Annotated in this window: 18 protein-coding genes and 1 pseudogene; 11 read left to right on the forward strand and 8 right to left on the reverse strand. The window is 43.9% G+C overall.

Features of this window, described 5'->3' with window-relative positions; genetic code table 11:
• Nucleotides 1-40: 40 nt before the first annotated feature.
• Nucleotides 41-535 (reverse strand): hypothetical protein, encoded by a 495-nt coding sequence (locus H6G14_RS24560; protein ID WP_242053530.1) that lies wholly within the window; start codon nt 533-535, stop codon nt 41-43.
• Nucleotides 536-592: 57 nt separating this feature from the next.
• Entirely contained in the window at nt 593-934 is a 342-nt protein-coding gene (locus H6G14_RS24565; protein ID WP_190570463.1) for a hypothetical protein, read from the reverse strand.
• A 396-nt stretch (nt 935-1330) separates the two neighbouring features.
• On the opposite strand from H6G14_RS24565, the gene H6G14_RS24570 reads away from it, so the two are divergent.
• Nucleotides 1331-1903, forward strand: a complete 573-nt coding sequence (locus tag H6G14_RS24570) for a dihydrofolate reductase family protein (protein ID WP_190570465.1) — start codon at nt 1331-1333, stop codon at nt 1901-1903.
• A 103-nt stretch (nt 1904-2006) separates the two neighbouring features.
• Complete coding sequence (ppsA, locus tag H6G14_RS24575) at nt 2007-4625, forward strand: phosphoenolpyruvate synthase (RefSeq protein ID WP_190570467.1); 2619 nt, start codon at nt 2007-2009, stop codon at nt 4623-4625.
• A 56-nt stretch (nt 4626-4681) separates the two neighbouring features.
• On the opposite strand, the gene H6G14_RS24580 is transcribed toward ppsA, so the two are convergent.
• The 5 genes from H6G14_RS24580 to ssb form a co-directional block, all read right to left on the reverse strand.
• Nucleotides 4682-5668: a ParB/RepB/Spo0J family partition protein gene (locus tag H6G14_RS24580; protein WP_190570469.1), complete on the reverse strand. Its 987-nt coding sequence runs from the start codon at nt 5666-5668 to the stop codon at nt 4682-4684.
• 84 nt (nt 5669-5752) lie between these two features.
• On the reverse strand, nt 5753-7036 hold the full coding sequence (iscB, locus tag H6G14_RS24585; protein WP_190570471.1) for an RNA-guided endonuclease IscB: 1284 nt from the start codon (nt 7034-7036) through the stop codon (nt 5753-5755).
• Between the two features lie 207 nt (nt 7037-7243).
• Nucleotides 7244-8038, reverse strand: a complete 795-nt coding sequence (locus H6G14_RS24590; protein WP_190570473.1) for a ParA family protein — start codon at nt 8036-8038, stop codon at nt 7244-7246.
• 138 nt (nt 8039-8176) lie between these two features.
• Nucleotides 8177-8596: a hypothetical protein gene (locus H6G14_RS24595; RefSeq protein ID WP_185564188.1), complete on the reverse strand. Its 420-nt coding sequence runs from the start codon at nt 8594-8596 to the stop codon at nt 8177-8179.
• An 82-nt stretch (nt 8597-8678) separates the two neighbouring features.
• Nucleotides 8679-9062: a single-stranded DNA-binding protein gene (gene ssb, locus H6G14_RS24600; protein WP_096553012.1), complete on the reverse strand. Its 384-nt coding sequence runs from the start codon at nt 9060-9062 to the stop codon at nt 8679-8681.
• A gap of 235 nt (nt 9063-9297) precedes the next feature.
• Here ssb and H6G14_RS24605 point away from each other — a divergent pair, with 235 nt between their 5' ends.
• The 3 genes from H6G14_RS24605 (at nt 9298) to H6G14_RS24615 (ending at nt 18549) form a co-directional block, all read left to right on the forward strand.
• Nucleotides 9298-10473 carry a hypothetical protein gene (locus H6G14_RS24605; RefSeq protein WP_190570475.1) on the forward strand — a complete coding sequence of 392 codons (1176 nt, stop codon included), beginning with the start codon at nt 9298-9300 and terminating at the stop codon, nt 10471-10473.
• A gap of 342 nt (nt 10474-10815) precedes the next feature.
• Nucleotides 10816-17907, forward strand: coding sequence for a PAS domain S-box protein (locus H6G14_RS24610; RefSeq protein WP_190570477.1), 7092 nt, complete (start codon nt 10816-10818; stop codon nt 17905-17907).
• A gap of 12 nt (nt 17908-17919) precedes the next feature.
• A complete protein-coding gene (locus H6G14_RS24615; RefSeq protein ID WP_011316786.1) occupies nt 17920-18549 on the forward strand; it encodes a response regulator in 630 nt (209 codons plus the stop codon).
• Nucleotides 18550-18586: 37 nt separating this feature from the next.
• Here the strand turns inward: H6G14_RS24615 and H6G14_RS24620 are convergent, their stop codons facing one another.
• Complete coding sequence (locus H6G14_RS24620) at nt 18587-19507, reverse strand: AraC family transcriptional regulator (protein WP_190570479.1); 921 nt, start codon at nt 19505-19507, stop codon at nt 18587-18589.
• A gap of 201 nt (nt 19508-19708) precedes the next feature.
• On the opposite strand from H6G14_RS24620, the gene H6G14_RS24625 reads away from it, so the two are divergent.
• From H6G14_RS24625 to H6G14_RS24650, 6 genes and pseudogenes are all read left to right on the forward strand, one after another.
• Entirely contained in the window at nt 19709-20614 is a 906-nt protein-coding gene (locus tag H6G14_RS24625) for an NmrA family NAD(P)-binding protein (RefSeq protein ID WP_224311648.1), read from the forward strand.
• Between the two features lie 25 nt (nt 20615-20639).
• Entirely contained in the window at nt 20640-21278 is a 639-nt protein-coding gene (locus H6G14_RS24630; RefSeq protein ID WP_190570481.1) for a nuclear transport factor 2 family protein, read from the forward strand.
• Between the two features lie 63 nt (nt 21279-21341).
• The gene (locus H6G14_RS24635) at nt 21342-22076 is read left to right on the forward strand and encodes an SDR family oxidoreductase (RefSeq protein ID WP_190570483.1); all 735 of its coding nucleotides are present in this window, start codon (nt 21342-21344) and stop codon (nt 22074-22076) included.
• 234 nt (nt 22077-22310) lie between these two features.
• Nucleotides 22311-22868 carry a DsbA family protein gene (locus tag H6G14_RS24640; protein WP_190570485.1) on the forward strand — a complete coding sequence of 186 codons (558 nt, stop codon included), beginning with the start codon at nt 22311-22313 and terminating at the stop codon, nt 22866-22868.
• A 187-nt stretch (nt 22869-23055) separates the two neighbouring features.
• Nucleotides 23056-23238: a hypothetical protein gene (locus H6G14_RS24645; RefSeq protein ID WP_041457393.1), complete on the forward strand. Its 183-nt coding sequence runs from the start codon at nt 23056-23058 to the stop codon at nt 23236-23238.
• Between the two features lie 420 nt (nt 23239-23658).
• Nucleotides 23659-23960, forward strand: a pseudogene (locus H6G14_RS24650) (hypothetical protein); the annotation flags it as partial.

The raw sequence follows: 23960 nt of genomic DNA on the forward strand, positions 1-23960 counted from the left end.
GCTGCATAAAACAGTACTTTCTAACTGATTCTTTGAGATTTTAGTATGGCTGTTGCTCTAGCATTTGGTAGCAATCAATATAAGAATTGGTAATTTCTGGAATGTGTTGAATTACAGAGTTAATTTGCTCCATGTCTGCATATTGTTGTTCTCGTCTTTTGCGGAGTTCCCATGATTTACGGTTATAAGCTAACAAGTCTTCCAAACTCATGTTGAATTTGTATTTGGCGAAATTCAATAATTGTTCTGTGGTGTAACGACAATCTTCAGGACGACCAAAACAGATTTCAAACTGAAGCTTAAAAGCTTTCCAATCGAAATTGTCAGACCCCAGTTGCCGTTGTGATTCGCGTCCGTAAAGGTCACGAATTGAATAGAAAATTGTGTTGTATTTACGCACGTCGAATGATTCAATCTTGAATTGCTCCATTGTTGAATCATCGACTGTAGCAGCTTGAGCTTTAGTAGATTTATTAGCAGCCATAGTTTTTTCTTTGATGAGTGTTTCGCTTTTAGCTGCGTCAGCATTAGTCAAAAAAATAAATCCCACTCTGTATGAGCGAGATTTTCTATAAAATCAGATGATTTGTGATTATTTTGCTAATAAACGTTCGCGTTGTAGCCAAGTACGTTTGTTGACTTCGAGTAGTTCTTCTAAGCCTTTGTTGAAGTGCTTAATGGAATAGTCAACCATTTGTTGTACACTGTATTTGGGGTTGTCAACTGAGCCGAATGTAGCAATAAATCTGGCTTTAAAAGTATCCCATTGTGTTTTATTCCAGTTAGTCTGTGACTGCGCTTGAATAGTTTTACCCCAGGTTTCTTGTAGCCCGTAGTAGACTGCTTTAAACTTACGCTCGTTGTAGGACGCAATTTTGTAAATACCCATTGCGTTATCATCAATTAAACTAACTTTTTTGGTTTTAGTAGCCATAATTTTTATCTCCTATGTGAGAGTTACTTTTTAAGGATTTGAGCGTTAGCTATAGTGCTTTCTCTTCTTTATTTGGACGTAAGTCCGTGTAAAAAATAACAATGGCCTCGGCTACTATCCTGTTTTCAAAAATTTTCAGATAGCTCTGGTTGTGTCACTATCGCTGTAGCAGCTAGTGAGCGATACCTTCTCCTGTCGGAGACGCTCCGCGTAGCTTGCTTCCCCGCAGGGGTACGGCACACTTCTCTACGAGAGGCTACGCCAACGTGAACGCCGCATAACAACGCCCATGCACACCGATGCCGAGAGTCGATTGGTTATGATACAAAGGCGATCTGGGGCGGGTGATGGACATCGTTAGGTGCTTGAAGTCATATTTAGGAGTTGCATACAAAAATGAAAACTCAGTACTTTACAGCGACAAGTCTTGATGGCTTCATTGCAACTGAGAATGACTCACTAGATTGGCTGTTTGGGCTTGGTGACCTGAATGACTCTAGCTATCCAGAGTTCATTTCAGATGTGGGTGCGTTGGCAATGGGATCGGCAACTTACGAGTGGATGATACGCAACGCCCAAAAGGTTGCCACTGAGACTGGCTTTGCGTGGCCATACACTCAGCCAGCCTGGATATTCTCTAGTCGCAAGCTGACAATAATCGAAGGTGCGAACATCCGATTCGTCAATGGAGATGTACACCACCCCCATACTGAAATGCGAGCTGCTGCCGGCACCAAAAACATCTGGATAGTTGGAGGCGGAGATTTGGCTGGTCAGTTCTACGATGCTGGTTTACTGGATGAGCTGATCGTCCAGGTTGGCTCGGCCACCCTCGGCAAGGGTAAGCCGCTATTCCCTCGCAGAGTACTAAGCCCAGTTCTGCGCCTAGTGTCTGTTCATCAGATGGGTGCTGGCATGGCTGAGTTGCGCTATGAAGTACACAAAGGCGGTGTGAGTGGAGCCGCCTAACAATTGCAATGTAGCGGACTTTTGAAGCTCCTGATTGTAATGCAAAGGCTGTTTGCCGCGGCTGATTGCAACCGTAGTATCAATTGCCAAAGGAGGAAAACTGATGAGTTCATTTGTCCTTTGTTTTCAAGATATTGACAAAACAAAACTCAAGGTCGTTGGTGGTAAAGGCTTGAACCTGGGGGAACTTACCAAGATTGAAGGAATACTCGTACCAGATGGCTTTTGTATTTCTACTGAAGCTTTTAAAAGAATCATTGGGGAAACGTCTTCGATTAACGAATTACTCGACCAGTTATCGCTTCTCAAGGTGGAAGATCGGCATAAAATCGGCGAACTTAGCGGTGAGATTCGCTCTTTCATCGAAGGGATAACCATCCCTCAAGACATTAATGAAGAGATCGCCCGCCTTCTCTCTAGGCTTGGAGAAAAAAATGCCTATGCAGTAAGATCCAGCGCAACTGCTGAGGATTTACCAACAGCCTCTTTTGCAGGCCAGCAGGATACGTATTTAAACATTATCGGGAAGGAAGCAATCCTAAAACATATCAGCAAGTGCTGGGCATCGCTATTTACAGAGAGAGCAGTAATTTACCGCCTTCAAAACGGCTTCGACCACCGTAAAGTCCACCTGTCTGTAGTTATCCAGAAGATGGTCTTTCCACAGGTGGCAGGAATTTTGTTTACTGCCGATCCCGTCACTTCTAATCGGAAGGTGTTATCCATTGATGCCAGCTTCGGACTTGGTGAAGCCTTGGTCAGAGGTCTGGTGAATGCTGATATTTATAAAGTGCGTAACGGCAAGGTTATAGATAAGAAGATATCCACCAAGAAACTGGCTATTTACGCCTTAAAAGATGGCGGTACGAAAGAACAGGAGATTGAGCCTGAACGGCAGAATACGCAAGCGCTGACAGACGAGCAGATTGTACAGCTTGAGCGCATCGGTAGGAAGATTGAAGAACATTTCGGCTGCCCCCAGGACATCGAATGGTGTTTGGTTGATGACACATTTCATATTGTCCAGAGCCGCCCCATCACTACTTTATATCCCATTCCTGAAGCAAGCGATCGCCAAAATCACGTCTATGTATCTGTCGGTCATCAACAAATGATGACTGATCCAATGAAACCATTGGGATTGTCTTTATTCCAGTTAACAGCTGCTCGACCCATGTATAAAGCTGGTGGAAGGTTGTTTGTTGATATCACCCATGATTTAGCTTCACCTGTGAGAAGAACAATTCTGGTAGATGTTTTGGGAAAATCCGATCCGCTTATAAGGGACGCACTTATGACCATACTAGATCGGGGAGATTTCATAAAATTGTTACCAGATGACAAGCAAGAACAAAGTTACGGTAACAGCAATAAGGGTGCATCGTCTTTGGATTTTCAAACGCTGACAGAATACGATCCGGCGATCGTTTCTGATTTGATTGGGCGTAGTCAAACATCGATAGACGAGTTAAAACAGAACATCCAGACGAAATCAGGAGCGGATTTATTCGATTTTATTCAAGAAGATATCCAGAAATTAAAGAAGAGTTTATCCGATCCACAAAGTTTTGGCGTGATTATGACTGCTATGAATGCTTCATCGTGGCTCAATGAAAAAATGAACAAGTGGTTAGGCGAAAAAAACGCAGCGGACACGCTTTCTCAATCTGTACCCAACAATATTACTTCCGAAATGGGTCTGGAACTATTGGATGTCGCAGATGTGATTCGTCCTTATCCTGAAGTAATTGATTATTTACAACAGGTAAAAGATGACAACTTTCTGGATGAATTGGTTAAGTTTGATGGAGGAAAAGAAACCCAAGACGCTATCTATGCTTATCTCAACAAATACGGAATGCGATGTGCCGGAGAAATCGATATTACTAAAACTCGTTGGAGTGAAAAACCAACTACACTTGTCCCCATAATTCTCAGTAATATCAAAAACTTTGAGCCTGGTGCTGGCGATCGCAAATTTGAGCAAGGGCGACAGGAGGCTTTGAAAAAAGAACAAGAGTTATTAGAGCGATTGCAGCAATTACCGGATGGTGAACAAAAGACCGAACAGACAAAACGAATGATCGGCCTGATCCGGAATTTCATCGGTTATCGTGAATATCCCAAATACGCCATAGTTAATCGCTACTTCGTTTATAAGAAAGCTTTACTCCAAGAAGCCGAACAACTTGTACAAGCGGGCGTTATTCGTGAAAAAGAAGATATATACTATCTCACTTTTAAAGAACTTCGCGAAGTCGTATGCACAAATAAACTTGATTACCAGATTATCAGCAAACGAAAAGACGAGTATAAACACTATGAAAAACTAACTCCACCACGTGTGATCACGTCTGACGGTGAAATCATTGCAGGTCGGTACAAACGGGAACATCTTCCAGCCGAAGCTATTGTAGGTCTACCTGTTTCCTCCGGAGTTATAGAGGGACGAGCGCGTGTTATCTTAAACATGGAAGATGCTGATCTAAAAGATGGAGATATATTAGTTACCTCTTTTACTGATCCTAGCTGGACACCATTGTTTGTCTCTATCAAAGGCTTGGTCACCGAAGTTGGTGGACTGATGACGCATGGAGCAGTTATCGCACGTGAATATGGCATAAGTGCAGTTGTGGGAGTGGATAATGCTACCAAACTGATCGATGACGGACAGAGAATTCGGGTTAATGGAACGGATGGCTATGTAGAAATCCTCAGTTAATATACTCTGTAATGATGACTTAATCTATGAGTTGACTTCTAGCCATCCAGTACCTTTTACAGAGAGTTGTCCGAGACTAGACTACCTTGCTGTAAAGAAGGATCATCTTTGTTTTCTTCTTCTAGAAGTGCTTCAATTTGAGTAAAAAGCTTATTAATTTTTTTTAGCTTTTTCTCATCATTCCAAATTTTACTTTTTCTAAGTGCTTTGTATATTTTGTCAACTTTTTCTTTTTGCTCTTGGTTATGAGATGATGGCTTACTTTCTGACTGTTGCTGAAGAATATTTCCTACTAGAATCCTAATTTCAGATAGTGATAAACCTTCTGCGATCGCTTTATTTAAAACTTTCTGTCTTTCATCATCATTTTTTATCCGGTTGATTTCCTTAGCTTTTGTGTATTCAATTTCGCCTTTCTGCAATGTAGTTTGGATATCTAAATGGAGTTTGAGTAAAGGAAGACGATTAGCTACAAACGACTGCCAAGTAATTTTTCCTAACCTCAAGAATACATCTTGTATGATTCGTCCTTCATCACTAACCATAACGTTATGGTTAGAATTACCTTTGCTTTCGTTATTCATGTCGTAGAGCAGTTTGACTACTGTCTCTTGGTCAATATCGAGTTCTTCGGCTAGTAATTCGAGAATTCCGATAGTTTCTTCATAAGCATTGAGGTCTTCCCTTTGGAGGTTTTCAACTAAGCGGAGTTTACGAGCTTTTTTTTCGTCGCATTCAATAATGACTACAAGGATTTCCTCAAGTCCTGCAATTTCACAAGCTTTGAGACGGCGTTCACCAGCGATCAACTCATACTTATCTTCCTGAATCTTTCTAACAACAATGGGTTCTAGTAATCCTACTTCCTTAATGCTGTCAGCGAGCGATTTGAGTTTTACAGGGTCAAAATAGCGACGAGGCTGACTCGGCGGAAGGATGATTTGAGATAAAGGTAAAGTGGAATCAGATAAAGATTGTTCTTCTTCATCTCCAAATAAATTATCCAGTCCAGTAAGTTTTTCTAGTTCGCGTTTTTGGCTCATACAAAATCCTCGGTAAGCGGGAAACTCAGAGGCTTTAGCCCTGAGAGGGAAGCGACAGGAGCGAATTTATTCGCTGAGGTCTTTTTAACTTGAATAACTGTAACCATCTTTTTTGTGAATTGATTTACAGAACTTATAGTTTATTCCTTGAATCAATCCTCTCTGAGCAGAGATATTAAAGCTACCTGTAGAACGTACAGCTACACGTCCAATATATTCACCAATTTTTTTTCCATTGGTGACAACAGCTTTAACAATATCACCTGTCTGAAAACCTTTGATAAATTTCAGTTTGGGAACATATCTATTAGGAAATCCAAATTTGTCAGTTCTACACATCTGCCTTGTTCCGTGTCCATTAGCGGTAATTAACAACGGTTTGATACCTTTGATAATTAATATTGGAGTTGATTGACCAACACAAGCAGCGTCTAACCAATGAGTTTTTTGTAATTGTTGATTAGTTCTATTGAACTTCGTTAATCCACCAGAACCACACTCAACGGGTAAGTCAGTTGATTTTAAAACCTCTAGAAGTTTGTATCTAGTGGCATTGACTGCTGCTGCATCAGCTAATGGTTTCTTGGCTTGTACCAAAATTTTCTGTAATCTAGTAGGATCTTTTTTGAGAAAGTCTTTAATATCTTTAGTTCCTTTTTTGACGTTACATTTTTCGCAACTCAAAGTAAGGTTAGTGATTGAATTAGAACCTCCCTTTGAGCGTGGGTGAATGTGTTCAATCTGTAAAGGTATATCTTTGATACCACAATAGGCGCATTGTCTGTTCCATTTTTCTAGAAGAAATTCTCTGGTTTCATATCCAGCTAACGTACCTTGTTGATATTCCTTACCTTCGATTTTAGGATTACGCATTAATTGCATATCAAACTTGACTAATTCGGTACTAATCGCTGTGATTGGTGCGAATTTGCGTAATCTGTTTACCCATGTTTCAACATTGTGAACCCGACTCATAAGGCTAGGAGCTAACCATCCTTCTGGTCTAATTCTGTTGAGAAATCTGGGTTTTCTGTATCGTGTTTTGCGATTCCTCCTACTACGTCTTAGTTGCCTTCTGGAAATCAAAGCATCTCTGATAGCGAAGCCTCTATGCTTTAAATCAGCAGCAAAAACTACTTCACCTGTGGAATCATTGACTAATGCTATTCCCGTTATTTTAGCTCCAGGGTCTAGCTTAATTCTCAAGTCAGATACAGATGCATCTGCTCTAGATTCTTTCAGAATAATTGTGAAAGGAAAACGCCGAAATACTGCTGCTTTTTTGTTTCCTAATAACTGTCTAGCTTGCGCTGGATGAATTGGGTCTAAGGGTCTTTTTTCGGTATCTAAAACAAATACTTTGGACATTAGTCCCTCCTTTCGGGTAATGTTAGCTTCGTCAATGTTTTAAGAGCTTTTTAGATTTGCAACACTGTTTCAGTGACTTTAAAACTGTTTAATTGCAAATGATAGAGCAGAAAACTAGCTTCGCATTCTCTGGTATCGTGACTCAAAAAACGTAGTCAGTTAAGACTTAGACTGGTCAGTACAGCTTGCTTGATTTCTTTTACAAGCTCAGTGGCTTTGTCCCTGAGTTACTGACAGTTGAGTAATATATTTTGTAATTTCTTCGAGTATGCTAACTGCGGGGTGGTTTTTCTTGTGGAGTGCAAGTGGTAGATGTGCTTGGGTTGCGTCAGGAAAAGCTGTTGATTTAGGAATGGGGGCAGTAACGTGTATCCGTCCTTCAACCTGTTGTTTAATTTCTTCCAGTATTCCTGTGTCTTGAAGATTACGATTATCGTATTTGGTTGGAATTATACAGGCAATTTGTAATTTTTGGTGTCCTCCTTTTTTGAGCCGGGCAATTGTTTCTAGCAGTTGGTTGGTGCCAAGATAGCACTTATATTGCGTTTCAACAGGAATAATAACGTGTGAAGCAGCGACTAAGCTCATAATGCTTAGGATTCCTAGAGAAGGCGGGCAATCAATCAAAATATAATCATACTGGTCAAGTACATTTGATAGCACAAACTTGAGCCGTTGGCGGTTGTCGATGGTCAAGTCATGAAAAATTTTTTGCTCCGTACCTGCCAATTGGATATTTGTTGGTACAATGTGCATCCCGTGAATAGGTTTTTCCCATATATACAGGGGAGTTTCTTCAGCGATCGCACCATAGATGGTTTGTTCAGTTTGCAGCTTGACTTCCCCTAATCCCATAAAAGCTGTTAGTGATGCTTGTGGGTCCATATCCACAAGCAGTACCCGGTGTTTTTTAGCAAGGTGGTATCCAAGATTGTGTGTAATAGTCGTTTTAGCTGCACCACCTGACTGATTGAAAGTGGCAATTATTTTGGTTGATGACATATATTAATGAAGCGATTTTGTGAACCCATGTCAGCGATTCTACCAAACAGTGGATTTTTATTTTGGATTTTTGAAAAAAAATAACGCTAGTTCAAACCAGTAAACCTGCCTGGACTAGCATTATTCAGTTAGTTGGTTCTAAAATGGGGGTTCTTCGTCTAGGTCTTCATTTGTCGAAGTAATGTTATCTTCTAGTAGTTCCTTGGCAAAATCGGGAGTTTCAGGCGAGTGAGAGTTTTTGCTAACTTGGGTAAGTTCGTTAATCGGTTGTGCTGAGATAAAGTTTCTAATTACGAATGTGGCAATCTTTTCTTTGTATTCACCCCTGTTATCTACCACTAAATCAAGATATCCTTCTGCTGTACCATGTACGCCTTCCCCTTGTCCGTTGATGACGACAGCAGGTGCGCCTTTGGAACGGAATGGTATCTCGTCAGTAACGACTCCTTCCTTGGAACGGTAGTAGAATTCAGCAATCCCAAAAGCAATCAAGGAACCTTCTTTGTCGTGGGTTGTGTTCACTGATTTAAGATTAATAGTTGCAGTATTATGAATCATGGTAGTTTGGTTTGTAGATTGATTAGATTGATTAGATGGTTAATCGCCTATGATTTATACTGCATAGGCGATTTGTAATTTTCTAGAAATTTGCGTTAGCTACAGCCTGTGTTTCGTTCGGTACAGAAGTAGATGTAGATTCTTCCTTACGGGGTGAACCTAATAATTCGATGGTGTTGATTGTGATTACAGGTTTTTGCCGCATAGTGCCAGAATTTTTATCAGCCCAACGATCAAATCCAAACTCACCAGTAATTGCAATTTGAGTTCCTTTACGAACGTAATTTCCAATCACTTCTGCTTGATTTCCCCAAGCGACTAAATCAAACCAAAGAGCTTGTTCACTTCTGTAGGGTGGTCTTACTGCAATAGAGATTGAAGCCTTAACTGCGCCCGACTCGAAAAATTTTAGATCGGGTTCTTGTCCACATCTGCCAACTAGCATGACTTTGTTGATATAGTTCATAACGCGAGAATTGATATATTTCTCTTATTGCTGCGTCAGCATTAGTTCTTTTAGGATTTATCATTTTGACGAATTGTTTTATTTAAAGCACACTTTTTGATTCATACTTGTGAGTTATTTTTTATCCCTGTTTCTCATACCATTGCGGTTTTTACTAAGGAACGGCTAATAATCCTGTGCTATGGTGGGATCGCCAATGTCGTGGTATGTATCTAAAAATTATAAGTAATGACTTATGCTTGAATATCTTCTCGTGAAGCGAGTAAGTATTTGTAAGCTGATACTCTTGGCTTTGATGTGGATACAGTTCGATGAGGACAGCCAAAATCGGCTAACACCTGACTACTCCTCACCTTTGCAAGTAGAAAATCTTACGTGGTTAGGAGAGACATCTGTTGGAGAAGAGGTCGAGCATTTTTGTGATGTTTCTAATACCGCTAGGATAGGCGTTTGGGGAGAAATTCTAGAACTGAAGTTAGTAGATTTAATTGCTGATTTACCGACTTGTTTGCACGATGCTTCATGGTTTGCTCTACTGGCAATTACTATGATGTTGGTGGATAAGGAATTAGACGGGATATGTGTACACCCACAAGATGAGTATTTTGCCCGGACTATTACGCTTGAAAGTTTGGCAGATTTGAGTGATTCTTACTTAGCCAAAGGTCATCCTTATTTAGATTTTCCTTTATCATTAGAAGACGCTAAATCATTACTGCCAGTTAATAGAAAGCAAGAGCTAGAAATCAAATTAGAGAAATTCCTTATTGATACTTATGAAGACGATTTTGATGATGAAGCACCAGATATTTGTGAGTTTTCATCCATCTACTTGCAAGATATTTTAAAAGAGTTTTTTGTTGAATCTGACTGGCAAGGTGATATTAACCAAGAGGCGGTTGTACAGCTTCAAGAAAAGTATGGTTCACATTATTCAGAAGGTGCGTTCTCTCCTGAAACTAAGGAACACGAACGTTGGGGCAAAACGCTTGTTTTTCTCAAACAATTTATAGGTCTGGATTCTAATTTTATCGAAAGCCAAAGCGATTTGTTCCTTGATGAATCTCTAGCAGCTGATTTACCTGATTACTTCCGTATGAAGACCCGTTTAGAACGTTGGCAAGACCGAACAGTTGTTTTATCCCGGTTGGTTCATACTTTAGTTCATTTTTTACTGGTAGGACAAAATTATCATCCCAGTCATATACAAGATTTGATGGCTATTCCAGTTTCTTCACGGGCTATATCCAGCCTACAAGCTTGTTTAGGTGTAGCTGCTTACAGAAGTGGTTATTACATGGCTGCTTCAAATATTCCCGAATCAGAAATTGGGCGGAACTGGTTGCTAGAAAAAGCTTTCCCTAACCTGCTTGATTTTTATCAAACAGGCCGGTTGAGTGGAAAGCAATAATTAATATTCTGCTGTTGGTTAATAAAGACAAATTTATATTTATGAAAAAATACTTATTTATACAATACTTTTGCCAAAAGAAGAGTCTACAAAAATTAAAAAAGCCTTGCGATAAACCTGGAAGGAATTTTTAGGACTGATTGTTTTTGCCCAGCTTCGGAGAAATGGGAGTTTGTACATCAACTCACCCTCTTAAATTGGCGAAGGTATTGTTACCCTTGATAAATTGTTTAATTCCCCCCTTCTTCCCTATCTTGATAAAATTTCAGAAGATGAAAAATGTGATAGCTGGATTGCTGTATAGTTTGAGGTGTACCAGATTATCCTTTCAAGAGTTGCTCTATGATCACTCTGCCTGGTATTGCTATCCAAAACAAAATATACGAAAGTTCCAATTCTCTAGTGTACCGGGGCATTAGAGAGGATGGAGTAGAGATCGTCGTAAAAATGCTAAAGCTTGATTATCCCTCTCCCCAAGAACTAACCCGCTACAGACAGGAATATAAAATTATTCGCTCCCTGAATCTGGAAGGAGTTATCAAGGCATACAGCCAGCAGGACTATCAACGCACTCTGGTGATTCTCTTAGAAGATTTTGGGGGAGAGTCCCTAGAAAAATGGATGCAAAAGCGTCCAGATATTTTCTGCCCGATGCCTTTATCCACTTTTCTTGGTATTGCGATCGCCCTGAGCGACATTCTTGGCAGAATCCATGCAGCCAATATCATTCATAAAGATATTAACCCTGGAAACATCGTCCTCAATCCTGATACTGGCGTTGTCAAAATTATTGATTTTGGGGTTGCGACCCAATTTAACCGCACCAATCCGACGTTCAAAAGTCCCCATGTGTTAGAAGGCACGCTTGCCTATCTGTCGCCAGAGCAAACCGGGCGGATGAACCGGATGATCGACTATCGCACCGATTTCTACTCGCTGGGCGTAACCTTCTACGAACTGTTAACTGGACAGCTACCGTTCCCCACTCAAGACATCCTGGAGCTAGTTCATTGCCATATTGCCAAACCGCCGATTCCTGTGCATGAATTGAACGCCACGATTCCCAAACCCATTTCAGGCATAATTTTGAAGTTGATGGCGAAAAATGCGGAGGATCGCTATCAAAGTGCCTGGGGCATCAAAGCGGATCTAGAACGCTGCGCCGGGCAACTGGCAGAAATGGGTCAGATCAACGCCATGTCGTTGGGACGACAAGATGTTTCAGAACAGTTTTGCATTCCTCAGAAACTGTATGGACGAGAAGCCCAGACTAAAGCATTATTGGCGGCGTTTGACAGAGTGGCTAGAAAAGAGACGTTTGGCGAAATTTGTCAACTAGAGTCAGGCATAGAAAATGCTCAATTCAATGTCGAACTCATGCTCGTTGCTGGTTACGCTGGCGTTGGCAAAACAGCATTGGTGCAAGAACTCTATAAACCCATCACAGCAAAGCACGGCTATTTCATATCTGGTAAATTTGACCAATTCAGGCGCAATATTCCCTACAGCGCTATTGTGGATGCCCTGCAAAAGTTGGTGCAGCAACTTCTGGGGGAACCGGATGAGCAAGTGCAACAGTGGCAAGAGCGCCTGCTCTCAGCTTTAGGAAGCAATGGGCAAATTATCATAGATGTCATTCCCGAAGTTGAGTTCATTATTGGCAAGCAGTTACCCGTACCAGAAGTTGGAGCAACTGAGGCACAGAATCGCTTCAATTTAACTTTTCAAAGGTTTGTGCGGGTGTTTTGTGCAAAAGAGCATCCCCTGGTCATCTTTTTAGACGATCTACAGTGGGTCGATTCCGCGACGTTGAAGTTAATTGAACTCATATTGCTTGACGAGCAAACTCAATCTCTGTTTTTGATCGGAGCCTATCGAGATCATGAAGTGTCTCCAACGCATTCATTAATTTTGATGCTGGAGAGCTTGCGAAACCAGGGAGCAGTACTTCAGGAAATCATCCTGACCCCCTTAACGCTGGAACCGTTGAGTCAACTGATAGCTGAGACATTACATCGCAATCCTGATACCGTTCCCGTTCGTTCCTTAGCCCAAGTCGTGTTGCGTAAAACCGAGGGCAACCCTTTCTTTGTTGGTGAATTTTTGAAGCTGCTGCATAGCGAAAACCTGTTGACCTTTGATGCCCAACAGTTGAGTTGGCAGTGGAACCTAGCTGAGATTGAAGCTCAAGATATCACTGCTAATGTGGTGGAGTTGCTGCTGCGTCAGTTGCAGAAATTGCCGGAAGCAACACAGCAAGTTCTCTCCATCGCTGCTTGTGTTGGGTCTGAGTTTGATTTAGAAACATTGGCGATCGTTTGCGAAAAATTACCGAAAGCAATTTTCCAGGATTTATTAGAAGCAATACAAGCGGGATTAATTCAACCTCTATCTGAATTGGACGAAGGTTTGTTAGTTCAAGAGTATAAGTTTTCGCACGATCGCGTTCAGCAAGCGGCTTATGTTTTGATTGATGAATCGCACAAACAGGTTGTTCATCTCCAAATTGGTCGCAAATTGCTCGAGAAAACTTCACCAGAGCAACGATCCGATAGGTTGTTTGAAATCATCGATCATCTCAATCAAGGACTTGAGCTAGTCACTGCTCGATCAGAACGAACTGAAATTGCCAGATTGAATTTAATGGCAGGTCAGAAAGCAAAGGCAGCAACGGCTTATGAAGCAGCTTTTAAGTATTTCACTACAGGGCTTAAACTCCTCAATTGGGAGAGTTGGCTCAGTGAGTATGACCTCACCTTAGCGCTGTACTCCCAAGCAGCAGAAGCAGCATATCTTCATGGTTGCTTTGATGAGATGGAACAGTTGGTAGAAGTAGTACTCGCTCGTGCCAAAACAGTGGTTGACAAAGTGCAGGCTTACGATAGCAGAATTCAAGGATATTTGTCACAGGGCAACCTGAAAGAAGCACTCAAAATTGGCTTGGAAGTGTTGAAGCTCCTGGGAGTGATTTTACCAGAAAATCCAAGTGAGTTAGATGTTCGAGGCAGATTGGAGTCAACGGCGGCACTACTCGCCCAACGAGAAATTGAAGACTTGATTAATTTACCAGAGATGACTGCACCAGAACCGCTAGCAGCAATGTCAATCCTAGCGAATATAGGGGCTGCTGCATTCATAGTATCACCAGCACTGATGATACTGATTACTTGTAAAACGGTCAATTTATCAATCAACTACGGTAATGCTATCTGGTCACCACTGTATTATGCTGCCTACGGATTTTTTCTATGTGGAGTTGTTCAAGACATTGAACTCGGCTATAAATTTGGTCAATTGGCTCTTAGCTTGGCAGAACGATTGAAGACCAGAAAAGGCAAGGCTAAAGCATTACAGTTATTTAGTGATCACGTTATGCAATGGAAAGTACATCTTAAGGAGACGATACCACTGCTGGTTGAGGCTTATCAGGAAGGAGTGGAAACCGGAGACTTTGAAACCGCTGGTTATGCTGCATATGACGTGTGCTACAACTCGTTTTTCGTCGGTGAGGAACTCACCCAACTGGAACAGAAAATGGCAACCTACAGCAAAGCGGTTGATCGAATCAGGCGGGAAAGCCCCTCAACTTGGATTGCAATGGTGTGGCAGACCATTCTTAATTTGTTAGATAGGTCTCTTAATCCCAGTCGCTTAGTTGGTCGGCTGTGTAATGAAGAGGAGGCGTTATCACACGCTATTGCAATTAAAGATGGAACTGCAATCCAAATACTCTATTTGCACAAAGTCATGTTGTGTTATCTATTTGGAGAACACCATCAAGCTGGACAGACTGCTATTTTGGCAAGGCGACATTTTGAAGAAGCGACGGCAATAAAGGTTTTACCTGTATTCTGTTTCTATCATTCGCTGGCGCTTTTGAGCCTATTGCTCGATGCTTCAAACTCCCAAAAAGTAGCTTGGCTAAACTGTGTTAACACCAACCAAGAAAAGATGCAGAAATGGGCAGAACACGCCCCAATGAATTATCTACATAAATTTTATCTAGTCGAGGCAGAGAAAGCGCGAGTCTTAGGGCAATTTCTTGAGGCTGAGGAGTTTTATGAACGGGCGATCGCAGGTGCTACTGAGCATGAGTTTATCCAGGAAGAAGCATTAGCTTATGAATTAGCGGCTAAACATTATCTGGCACGAGGCCGAGAAAAAATTGCTCAAACTTATATGAAAGAGGCGCACTATTGCTACGATCGCTGGGGCGCAACTGCTAAAGTTAAAGACTTAGAAACTCGCTATCCACAGTTCTTTTCTCAGTCGTCTAGAGCTGCTTCCGCATCAGTTCCTATTACTACTGAAACTATCACTAATCCCTTCCATACCGCTTTCGATTTAGCAGCAGTGATGAAAGCTTCACAGGCGATTTCTCGTGAAATTGAACTGAAGCAATTGCTGCGATCGCTGATGCAAACTTTGATTGAGAATGCTGGCGCACAAACCGGATATCTGATTTTAGAAAACTCAGGAGAATGGTCGATTGAAGCGGCTTGTGAACTCAATGCCGATGAGAATGCTTGTGCGACTCAGGTGTTACAGTCTATTCCAATTGCCGATCAATTGCCAGAATCAATCATTCAATATGTGATTCGGACTCTGAAGCCTGTCACCTTAAATGATGCGACTCGTGAAGATGCTTTTATTAATGAGCCATACATTCAACAGAACCAGCCTCAATCTATTTTCTGTTTGCCGCTGCTGAATCAAGCCAAGCTGGTCGGTGTATTATATTTAGAAAATCGGTTAGCAGCTGGAGTATTTACACCAGAGCGATCGCAGGTCTTGCAGCTATTATCGACTCAAGCAGCGATCGCCATCGAAAATGCCAACCTTTACTCAGAACTACAGGCTAAGGAAAGCAAGATCGCCCAATTCCTTGAAGCGATTCCGGTGGGAATTGCGATCGTGGATGCGACGGGTTGCCCTTACTATACCAACCAATGCGGCAATCAACTCACGGGCAAAGAAACTGATACTTCCATCGCACCGGAGCAGATATCAGAGGCTTATCAGCTTTATGTAGCGGGAACGGATCAAATTTATCCAGCGGAGAGCTTGCCTATTGTGCGGGCATTAAGGGGCGAACGCATTAGGACTGAAGATATAGAAATTCGTCGAGATCGTGTCTCAATTCTAATTGAGGCACGGGGAACACCAGTTTTCGATCGACAGGGCAATATCACTTATGCGATCGCTACCTTTCAAGATATTACAGAGCGCAAACAAGCCGAGAAACTCCTAGCCGACTACAACTGCACTTTAGAGCAACAGGTCGCAGAACGAACTGCTGCGTTACGACAAAGTGAGGCCAATTACCGTAACCTGATTCAAACTGCAAATTCAATCATCCTTCGCACGGATAGGCAAGGACGAATTCGATACATGAATGACTATGGACTGAGCTTTTTTGGCTATGAGGAAGATCAGATTCTAGGGCGTACCCTACTGGAAACAATCGTTCCAGAAACCGAAACATCTGGACGCGATCTCAAGCAGTTTGTTCACAATCTGTTTCACAATCTTGAAGCTTCCTTGCCTCAAGCTTACTTGCAAACCGAGAATGAAAACCTTTGTCGAGATGGTAGACGGGTTTGGATTGCCTGGTCGAATCAAGTCATCTTCAATGAACAGGGAGAGGTCGTTGAAATCTTATCGGTGGGCAATGACACCACCCAGCGCAGACAAGCAGAAGAGGCATTACAACGCAGCGAAGCTAAGTTCCGCAATATTTTTGAAAACTCACAGGTTGGCATCTTCCGCACCCGCCTCTCGGATGGATTACTTCTCGATGCCAATCAACGCTATGCCAATCTGCTTGGCTTTGATTCATCAGAGGAGATGATTGGGTTTGAACACGCCACAGACTACTATGTAAATCCCAGCGATCGCCAAAAATTCCTTGAGGTGCTGAAGCGGGATGGGGAAGTGCGAAGCTATGAAGCACAGGGGCGAAAACGAGATGGGACAGTGTTTTGGGGACTTTTCTCTGCTTATCTAAATGCAGACGATGACTACATTGAAGGGGTGATTGCGGATATTAGCGATCTCAAACAAACAGAAGCCGCTCTACAAACGAGTGAAGAACGACTACGCTTAGCATTAACCGCTTCAAATCAAGGACTCTACGATTTCGATTTAAAGACTGAAGAAAGAATTGTTAACCCGGAATACGCTTTAATGCTGGGCTACGATCCAGCAACATTCCACGAAACCATTCCTGAATGGATTGCTCGTTTGCATCCTGATGACAGAGAATCAGTTGTCGCAACCTACCGTGCTTGTATTACTGGAGAAATCCCCAACTTTCAAGTAGAGTATCGCCTTCGTACCCAGGATGGTCAGTGGAAATGGATTCGTTCTGTCGGCAAAATTGTTACCTGGAATGAATCCGGTGAACCCATCCGAGCGTTGGGAGTTGTTACGGATATCAACGATTGCAAGCAAGCAGAAGCAGCATTGCAAGCCTCTGAAGCAGAACTGCGGGCGCTCTTTTCAGCCATTCCCGATCCATTATTTGTATTCTCTGCTGAAGGGCGATTCCTTGAAATAATGGTACTGGAACGAAATCTGCTATGGCAACCCTTTGAGGAGATGATTGGTAAAACTATGCATCAACTCGGAAGGGAAGAAGCTGATGAGTTTCTAGGTTATATTCAGCAGGTACTGAGAACCCAACAAATCCTCACAGTCGAGTATGGTGCGTTTCTAAATGGACGAGAAATGTGGTTTTCGGCTCGCATTGCCCCAATCAGCCACGATCAGGTGATTTGGCTGGTGCGAGATATTACGGCGCAGAAGCAAGCAGAAGAAGCCTCAATTTTAGAAGAACGTAACCGTATGGCACGCGAAATTCACGATACACTCGCTCAGGCGTTTACAGGGATTCTGGCTCAGGTCGGTGCTGCAAAACAGGTGCTAACGGATGATGTAGAAGCAGCTCAGGCACACCTGGATCTGATCAAAGAATTGGCACGAACTGGACTGACTGAAGCACGGCGATCGGTAATTGCGCTCCGTCCTCAGCTTTTGGAGGAGGGCAGTTTACAGAGCGCTCTCCATCGTCTCGTCGCTCAAATCAGGGCTGCTGCAACTGACACCACCTTATATTATGAGATTGAGGGTGCAGTGTATTCTCTACCCACTGAAGTCGAGAATAACCTACTGCGGATTGGGCAGGAAGCCTTAACTAATGCGATTAGATACGCCAATGCCGACGAAATTCGAGTGGAGCTAGTCTACGATCGCGACCAGTTTTGCTTGCGCGTGAGAGACAATGGACAGGGCTTTGGAGTTGGAAGTATTTCAGCCTCTGAGGGTTTTGGCTTACTCGGCATGAGCGAACGGGCAGAGCGCATCGGCGCACAACTCACGATTAGGAGTCAACCTGGACAAGGAACAGAAATTATTGTCACCGTCAACCCTTGAGTGAGCATTACAATGAGCCAAGCTACGACCATTCGGGTTCTAATTGCGGACGATCACGCCATTTTTCGGCAAGGATTAGCCACGATTATTAACCGTGACCCAGAGATGCAGGTGATTGCACAAGCCGAAAATGGGGAACAAGCGATCGCCGCCTTTCGGGAACACCAACCAGATGTAACGCTAATGGATCTGCGAATGCCTGAAGTGGAAGGAGTTGCCGCCATTGGTGCAATTTGTGCTACTGCTAAATCTGCTCGGATTATTGTACTGACCACGTATGATAGTGACGAAGATATTTATCGGGGATTGCAGGCAGGCGCAAAAGGATACCTGTTGAAAGAAACTGAACCGGACGAGCTTCTTAATGCGATTCGTACCGTTCATCGGGGCCAGAAGTATATTCCGCCCGATGTGGGAGCAAAGTTGGTACAGCGCCTCAGCAATCCAGAACTGAGTGAAAGAGAACTAGCAGTACTCCGCTCACTGGCGCAGGGAATGAGTAATGCCGAGATTGCGGCGGCTTTGAGTATCGGTGAAGGCACTGTTAAATCCCATGTCAATCGGATTTTGAATAAGTTGGATGTAAGCGATCGCACCCAAGCTGTAATTGTTGCCGTTAAACGCGGCATTGTCAGTTTATAGGGTTTGCTGTAGTCAATGGATAACTAGCAGTCTTCGCTCAAGCTGTCCGTAACCGTTCAATGTCTCGAATGGGCGGCGCACCGAACAAGCGCGAATATTCCCGACTGAACTGTGAGGGACTTTCATATCCCACCTGGTAGGCAGTAGAGGTCGCATCGAAATCCTCAGCTAACATCAGACGACGCGCTTCTAATAGTCTTAACTGCTTCTGATACTGAAGCGGACTCATCGAAGTGACTTGCTTGAAATGCTGATGGAACGACGAAGTAGACATCCCGATCTGACTCGCTAAATCCTCGATCCGCATCGGCTTGGTAAAATCAGATTTGATTTGTTGAATCGCTAAAGCAATTCGCTGCATATTACTGCCGGATGTGGCAATTTGACGCACGGCTTCCCCTTGTTCACCCAACAGCAGATGGTAATAGAGTTCACGAATCATTAACGGTGCCAGCATGGAGATGTGTTGCGGAGTGTCTAAGAGCTTGACGAGGCGAAGGGCACACTCCATCAACGCTGGATCGACGTTGCTAACCGCTATACCTCGAATAGAGTTTTCTGGCTTTGCCGAACTGGAACCCATTTGGGCAACCATCTCACACAATTGCATCAAGTCTAAGTTCAGCTTCAGCCCTAAATACGGCTTGTCAGGTGTCGCCTCAGTCACAAAGCCACTCAGCGGTAAATCAACGGAAACGACGAGATACTGCATTGCACCATACTGATATGTCTCCTCACCCAGAAATGCTTTTTTCTGACCTTGAACGACGATCGCCAGGATGGGTTCATACACGCTATGAGGTGCGGTAGATACTGTATCTGAGCGCGCAAAGTCTAATTGCTCGATCGCCGTGGGTTGGATAATGTTGCCGCTGGATTTGGTATGCCGCACGATCCGTGTGGCGATTTCTTGGCGGTGATCCGCAATTATGTCAGGGCGAGAGATTGCGACTGTCATAGCAGAGACTCGACTAACTCAATACCTTACAGTTGACATTATAGAATCTCTGCAAACGATCGCTCTGGAGAATTAGGCAATCATCGGATAGGTTTGGGCATTTCAAGAACAGCTTTTCCAACCTATGCTGAACTTAGACGAATAGACAAGATGAGGATCAGGCAATGATGCAAGAAGGCAAAAATCGCCTGAGTGACCGGAATGATTAATGAGCAGGAGAACCTTATGTATGTAGTTTTTGGAGCGACGGGACAGACAGGTTCAGCAGTGGCTAACGCTTTGCTTGAGAGAAATTTTCCAGTGCGCGTTGTCTTGCGCTCTGATAAAGCTGCCAGTACATGGCGAGAGAAAGGTGCAGACGTAGCGATTGCCGAAGTCACTGATGTCGAAGCGATGACCGCCGCGATGCGTGAAGCGGATGCCGTCTATGTGATGAACCCACCTGCTTACAACGTCAGCGATATGTTTGCGCTGGCAGAACAGATCGGCGAGTGTTATGTTGAAGCCCTTACAAACGCTGATGCACGGAAGGTCGTGTTACTGTCTTCGGTTGGTTCACAGCACGCTTCCGGTACGGGCAACATTTTGACGACCCATATTTTAGAGCGCATGTTGGGCAACTTGGCAGTTCCCGTCACAGTTCTGCGAGCGGCATCGTTTATGGAGAATTGGGGGAGTGCCGCCGCGATCGCTGCCGAACAAGGGGTACTGCCCAGTTTTTTTGCTCCACTCGATCGTCGGCTGCCTATGGTTTCGACCGAAGACATCGGGCGCACTGCGGCTGAAGCCATGATTGAAGACTGGAAAGGTCAGCGCATCATCGAACTGCATGGTCCGATCGACTACTCACCAAACGATGTCGCTGCTGCTTTTGCCGCTGTGCTTAACCGTAATGTACAGGCAATTGCTGTTCCCGAAAGCGACTGGCAAGCAACGATTTCCAGCTTTGGCTTTTCACCTGAAGCCGTCAACAGCTACAGCGAGATGATGCGCGGTTTCAACTCTGGTCATATCGTCTTTGAAAGTAGCCCAGAGATAGAAACGCGCACCGGACAAACTGCAATAGAAGCTGCTGTTGATAGATTGACTGGAAGCAAATCCAAGTAAAAATTAGCTTGAGGAGATTGAAATAGTGCGTTATTTAAGTCAAATTTTCACGGGAGCAGGACTGATTGGGCTGTTGGCTATTCCGGTGATGATGCAAGCTCGCGCGAAGGCAGAGATTCAATCGAATGTGACTGCGTTTGGGTCAAGTGATTACCCGACAGTATTGAATCAACAGTCCTTCCTGGTTCAGCCTTCAGCGATCGCAGACTTGTCCCAAGCAACTCCGTCTAATCCAGCAGATGCACAAGCAACTCAGATGATCGAGCAACGCAACAAAGCAACTGTCCAGCAGTCTTTCGACCAATGGCGCAACGGAACTGGCAGTGCATTTGATCTGCTTGCCCCGGATGTAACCTGGACAATTACTGGGACGGGTGCAACTGCGGGCACATATCGCAGCCGACAAGCATTACTCGATCAAGTCGTTAGCCCGACCAGTGCCCGATTATCAACTCCAATCGTCCCGACTGTGCGCGGCATCTGGGCGGATGGCGATATGGTGATCGTGCTGTGGGACGGGGAGGCGACCGCCAGAGACGGCAGAGCGTATCGGAACACCTACACGTGGTATTTCCGCATGAAAGACGACCAAGTAATCGAAGCGATCGCCTTCCTAGACATGAGCAAGTTTACAGAATTGTGGACAAGGGTTTCACCTTCATGACCCAGGAAATGGAAATCAATATTTAGTTCACAGCACTCAACTCGAACAGAAAGGAAAACAACGATGTTAAACATTGAGAACAAAGTCATTGCGATCACTGGAGCCAGTAGCGGGATTGGCGAAGCCACAGCTAAGTTACTCGCTCGAAACGGTGCAAAGGTGCTTTTGGGCGCACGGCGCACCGAAAAGCTCGAAAAAATTGTTGAGGAGATCCACACCTCAGGTGGTACAGCAGAATTCAAAGCCGTAGATGTCACCGATCGAGAAGATGTGAAAGCGTTCATTGGGTTTGCGAAAGACAAGTTCGATCGCGTCGATGTCATCTTCAACAATGCAGGCGTGATGCCCTTATCGCCGATGAACGCCTTGAAGGTCGAGGAATGGGACAACATGATTAACGTGAATATCCAGGGCGTGTTGAATGGCATTGCAGCAGCTTTGCCGATCATGGAAGCGCAAGGTGGCGGACAGATCATCAATACGGCATCTATTGGTGCTCATGTGGTAGTGCCCACTGCTGCTGTTTATTGCGCGACCAAGTATGCAGTTTGGGCAATCTCTGAGGGACTGCGGCAAGAGTCAAAAACGATTCGCGTCACCGCCATCTCTCCCGGCGTGGTTGAGACCGAACTCGGCTCTGATATCACAGACGAGCCAACAAAAGGCTTCTTGAAAGAACTTCGCAAAGACGCACTCAACCCGGATACGATTGCCAGCGCTGTTCTGTATGCCGTGTCTCAGCCGGATGATGTCGATGTCAACGAAGTGATTGTTCGACCGATCCGTCAGATGATGTAGGCAACAGTTCTTGATCACGTCAGACAGATAGGATTGACCGTGCAATTAAGTTTTGAGTCTAACTTGAGTTAGAGCCTACCTTCTATCTTAAGAAGGAGCGGCTGCTCCATCAAATTACAGCCTAAAAATGTTAACTCACTGTAGACGACAACTAAAACCCAATTGCTTATATTGAATTCATGTGGATTGAGCAAGTGAATCGCAAGGTTCCATGCTTGATACAGATGTAGAAAGATGATCGACGACCATAGTTCCAGTTCTTTAGTTGTGCCAGCTTCAATCCAAGATCACAGTCAAGGTGTGCTAAGTGCCGCCGTGGTATTAGTGATGTATGGGGATTATCAATGTCCCAGAAGTGCAGCCGTTTACAAGCTGATTAAAATCATTCGGCAAGAGCTTACGGTTTCTTTTGGAGAGGATTATTTATGTTTTATCTTCCGCCATTTTCCACAGATCCAGATTCATCCCCAGGCACAACGGGCAGCCCAAGCAGCCCAAGCAGCCGAAGCCCAAGGAAAGTTTTGGTTAATGAGCGATACTTTATTTGACCATCAACAAAGGTTGGAGAACGGTTATCTTGTCGAGTACGCCAATGATTTAGGGCTTGACATTCCTCAATTTCTCAAAGAGTTGTCTAAACAAGTGTATGTCGATCGCATCAATGAAGATATCGAAGGCGGAATACAGAGTGGAGTGACGACTACCCCAGCCCTGTTTATCAATGGAATTCGGTACACCGAGCGCTGGAACACGACGGAGTTGATGGCTGCCATGATTGCTGCAAGTTATTAAGTTCCCCGATCTTTGCTCTCAATTCATATCTGACTTGCCTGTAAGTGCTGTAAGCCATCTAATTTTGATGGCTAGATTTTGCCTGTTTCACTGAACAAATTTGCCGCTTTTTGAACCATGCCAACAACTGAATTCCTGCGTATTGATTTAGTGAATTACAAATCGGTATTTCATTGAGGATAGTTCTATGACGCATTCACTAGTACAAGGCAAGAATAATTCTGGGCATGAAGGTACACCTCAGACTGGTTCTCTTCGCGACTCCTCAGTTAATCATGCCCTGATTGCGATCGCGCAAGAAGTCACTGAGTTGCTGAGACAAACTTACCCGATACAAACTGACGAAATTGAAACAGGAGAAACAGAATGATACTGCAAGATAAAGTGGCGTTAGTCACTGGCGGAACTTCAGGAATTGGTCGTGTAACCGCGTTAGCGTACCCCTACGGGGAAGCAAGCTACGCGTAGCGTTCCGTAAAGCCTGCGGCATAGCTACGCTTAGGGCGCAGCCTCTCGTAGAGAAGGAAAGCTTAACGTTCGCGTAGCGTCTCGCAGAGAAGTTATCGCATTTGGTGCTGCTGGATCAAAGGTAGTATTCTCAGGCAGACGCGATGCAGAAGGTGAAAAAACTGCCAAACTGATTCGTGAAACAGGCGCTGAATGCTTATACGTCCATTGAAACAAGTTCACTAACATCACAAAAATCTGACAAATCATTTTAAGAATCTGAAAGCAGTCAAGCATTGGAACTCAAGACACTTTAGATAGATAGAACCAGGAGTATTTAATCATGGTCAAAGAGCAAACTGTAGACGGACAAGCTTCTTTACAAGCAACTACCAATTTGACACCAGCCCAGGAGTCTTTGCAAGAACTTTGGGATGAGCATCTGCGGCACGAGTTTGACGCTCACAACACTGAAGATGCTCTCGCCACGATGGTTGAGGATGCTTACGTTAACGGCATTCCGGTAATGATTGGGGGAGTAGGGAAACCAGCACTGCGCGAGTTTTATTCCAAATACTTCATTCCACAGATACCGCCGGACATGGAGCTGACTCCGGTCTCGCGCACAATCGGGACCAATCAACT

Origin of the sequence: Nostoc parmelioides FACHB-3921 (assembly GCF_014696625.1) — a bacterium.
GTDB lineage: Bacteria > Cyanobacteriota > Cyanobacteriia > Cyanobacteriales > Nostocaceae > Trichormus > Trichormus parmelioides.

Coding starts and splice junctions, on each gene's coding strand:
- H6G14_RS24565 (WP_190570463.1), bottom strand. CDS start 934: ATGGCTACTAAAACCAAAAAAGTTAGTTTAATTGATGATAACGCAATG.
- H6G14_RS24570 (WP_190570465.1), top strand. CDS start 1,331: ATGAAAACTCAGTACTTTACAGCGACAAGTCTTGATGGCTTCATTGCA.
- ppsA (WP_190570467.1), top strand. CDS start 2,007: ATGAGTTCATTTGTCCTTTGTTTTCAAGATATTGACAAAACAAAACTC.
- H6G14_RS24580 (WP_190570469.1), bottom strand. CDS start 5,668: ATGAGCCAAAAACGCGAACTAGAAAAACTTACTGGACTGGATAATTTA.
- iscB (WP_190570471.1), bottom strand. CDS start 7,036: ATGTCCAAAGTATTTGTTTTAGATACCGAAAAAAGACCCTTAGACCCA.
- H6G14_RS24590 (WP_190570473.1), bottom strand. CDS start 8,038: ATGTCATCAACCAAAATAATTGCCACTTTCAATCAGTCAGGTGGTGCA.
- H6G14_RS24595 (WP_185564188.1), bottom strand. CDS start 8,596: ATGATTCATAATACTGCAACTATTAATCTTAAATCAGTGAACACAACC.
- ssb (WP_096553012.1), bottom strand. CDS start 9,062: ATGAACTATATCAACAAAGTCATGCTAGTTGGCAGATGTGGACAAGAA.
- H6G14_RS24605 (WP_190570475.1), top strand. CDS start 9,298: ATGCTTGAATATCTTCTCGTGAAGCGAGTAAGTATTTGTAAGCTGATA.
- H6G14_RS24610 (WP_190570477.1), top strand. CDS start 10,816: ATGATCACTCTGCCTGGTATTGCTATCCAAAACAAAATATACGAAAGT.
- H6G14_RS24615 (WP_011316786.1), top strand. CDS start 17,920: ATGAGCCAAGCTACGACCATTCGGGTTCTAATTGCGGACGATCACGCC.
- H6G14_RS24620 (WP_190570479.1), bottom strand. CDS start 19,507: ATGACAGTCGCAATCTCTCGCCCTGACATAATTGCGGATCACCGCCAA.
- H6G14_RS24625 (WP_224311648.1), top strand. CDS start 19,709: ATGATTAATGAGCAGGAGAACCTTATGTATGTAGTTTTTGGAGCGACG.
- H6G14_RS24635 (WP_190570483.1), top strand. CDS start 21,342: ATGTTAAACATTGAGAACAAAGTCATTGCGATCACTGGAGCCAGTAGC.
- H6G14_RS24640 (WP_190570485.1), top strand. CDS start 22,311: ATGATCGACGACCATAGTTCCAGTTCTTTAGTTGTGCCAGCTTCAATC.
- H6G14_RS24645 (WP_041457393.1), top strand. CDS start 23,056: ATGACGCATTCACTAGTACAAGGCAAGAATAATTCTGGGCATGAAGGT.